This is a genomic window from Cytophagia bacterium CHB2, from assembly GCA_030263535.1.
Taxonomy (GTDB): Bacteria; Zhuqueibacterota; Zhuqueibacteria; order Zhuqueibacterales; family Zhuqueibacteraceae; genus Coneutiohabitans.
This window is the reverse complement of record SZPB01000611.1, coordinates 1-2,226: the sequence shown is the minus strand read 5'-3', so window position 1 is coordinate 2,226 and position 2,226 is coordinate 1. Positions and strand designations below refer to the sequence as shown.

Annotated in this window: 2 protein-coding genes; both read left to right on the top strand. The window is 54.4% G+C overall.

The features are described from left to right. Nucleotides 1-452 precede the first annotated feature (452 nt). Nucleotides 453-875, top strand: coding sequence for a hypothetical protein (locus tag FBQ85_29460; protein MDL1879259.1), 423 nt, complete (start codon nt 453-455; stop codon nt 873-875). A gap of 63 nt (nt 876-938) precedes the next feature. Next, nucleotides 939-2,226: ribonuclease Y (gene rny / locus FBQ85_29455; protein MDL1879258.1), on the top strand; the 1,288-nt coding region annotated here is incomplete at its 3' end.

Here is a 2,226-nt window from a genome sequence, read left to right as displayed (position 1 = left end):
CTAAAGATCGCCTCGCTTCTCTTTCTGGCGGCCACGGTTTTGCGGGTATTGTTTGTTCTCGTTGTGATGTCGGCCAACGCCTTTGCCGAAAGCGCGGCGGCGATGAATTTGCTCAGCCTTTCCGGCGCGGGCATGATTTTCTGGGCGCGCGTCGCCATCGGCCTGGTCGGCCCGCTGATTTTCGGCATCATGATTTATGAGACGGTAAAATTGCGCAGCACCCAGTCGGCAACCGGCATTTTGTATGCGGCGGTGGTGATGGTATTTATCGGCGAAGCGTTTTCAAAATTTTTGTGGTACTTTACAGGAATACCGGTTTAGAACCAAACTCCGCCCGGCGGATCCGGCGTGAATTATGACTTGATTTTCGGGTTGCAGCAATCTATATTTTCCGAACTTAAATCGCAGGATGCCTCGCGCGAAGGCATCAGCTCATCTCTGGAGAAGCAACTATGGATTTGAAACCGTTGGAAGAGCTGACCTTCCGGTTACGATTGGAAATCATGGTGTGTTTATTCAACGGCCAGCCCTTGCGGCCGTTGCTGGACAAGCTCACCACCGTGCAGCTTGTGCAAGCGCACAATTTTTTATGGAATAAACTCGTCGAGTTTCATTTCAAGACGCAAAAGGGAGAGTTTCATCGCGAAGAAGTCACGCGCAAGATGATTCCCTCCGCCAAGTATCAAAAGTTGCAAAATTGCGACCTGCGCCTGGATTATTGCAAAGGCGTGGAGTGCATCTGGTCGAATGCCGCGTGCGCGGGCAACAAAGTCAAAAACAACATGGAAGTCATGGCCGAGCACATGCGCGGCTATTTGCGCCCGAGCCTTGCGCCGGCGCCCCCGACATTTGAAGAACGTTATGCAACGGCGTGATGCCGCCGGCGCACGTCAATGGAAGTTGTTGCGAAATTCCGTTGCGCTTAAGCGAGGAAAGTTATGACATCATTGTGGATATATGTCGTCGTCGCTGCGACGGCGTTCGTGCTTGCCTGGTTGTTAGCCAAGTTCACGATTCAGCAAAAACTGGCGCGCAACAAGTCCGCTGCGGCGGATATCATTGCACAAGCGGAAAAAGAGGCCGAACGCAAGCGACAGCAGTTCCTGGTACAGGCCAAGCAGGAATGGTTCCGCGAGCGTGATGGCCAAGAGCAAAAACTGAAACAACGCCTGCGCATGGCCGAGGAGAACGACCAGCGCCTGGACGATCGGGAAAAAAAGCTCAATCGCCGCGAAGATTCGCTGAAACAGCGCGAAAGCGCGCTGGCGCAACGCGAAAGCGAGCTGGAGAATTACAAGCTTTCGCTCAAAACCAAAGACGCCGAGCTGGAAAGGTTGATCTCCGCGCAAAATCTCGAATTGTCGAAGATCACGCAACTTTCCCTCGAAGAGGCCAAGCAGCGTTTGATGGAAAATCTCCGCCAGGAATTCAACAAAGATGCCGCGGAGATTTACAAAAGCATTGTGGATGAGGCCAAAGCCAACGCCACGCGCGAGGCAAAACGGATTCTTACCATGACGATCGAGCGCATTGCCTCGGAGCATGCCTCGGAAACCTCGGTCTCGGTCGTGCCGATTCCTTCGGAAGATGTCAAGGGCCGCATTATTGGCCGCGATGGCCGCAACATCAAAGCATTCGAACAAGCTACGGGCGTCAAAGTCGTGGTCGATGACACGCCCGAGGCCGTTGTACTCTCGGCATTTGACCCGGTCAAACGCGAAGTCGCGCGCCTGGCCTTGGAGAAGTTGATCGGCAACGGCAAAATTCATCCGCAGCGCGTTGAGGATGTGGTGAAATCCTGCGAAGAAGAAGTGGAAAAGGCCATTTGGCGCGCCGGCAATGAGGCAGTAGCCACTGTCGGCATCGGGAAAATTCATCCGGACATGATTCGCGTGTTGGGCCGCCTGCATTTTCGCACCAGCTACGGCCAGAATGTGCTGGATCATTCCAAAGAAGTGGCCTACATATGCGGCGCGTTGGCGGCCGAGCTGCGGCTCGATGTTCGCATGGCAAAACGCGCCGGCCTGTTGCACGACATCGGCAAAGCCATCAGCCAGAATCAAGAAGGCACGCACACGCAACTGGGCATGGAAATCGGCAAGAAATATAATGAAGATCCGATTGTGATCAATGCCATCGGCTCGCACCACGAAGACATTCCGGCAGACAATCTCATTTCGTTGCTGGTGAGCGCCGCCGACGCCATCTCCGGCTCGCGCCCGGGCG

Excerpts from the sequence above, each read along its gene's own strand:
- FBQ85_29460 (MDL1879259.1), top strand. The coding sequence starts at position 453 with ATGGATTTGAAACCGTTGGAAGAGCTGACCTTCCGGTTACGATTGGAA.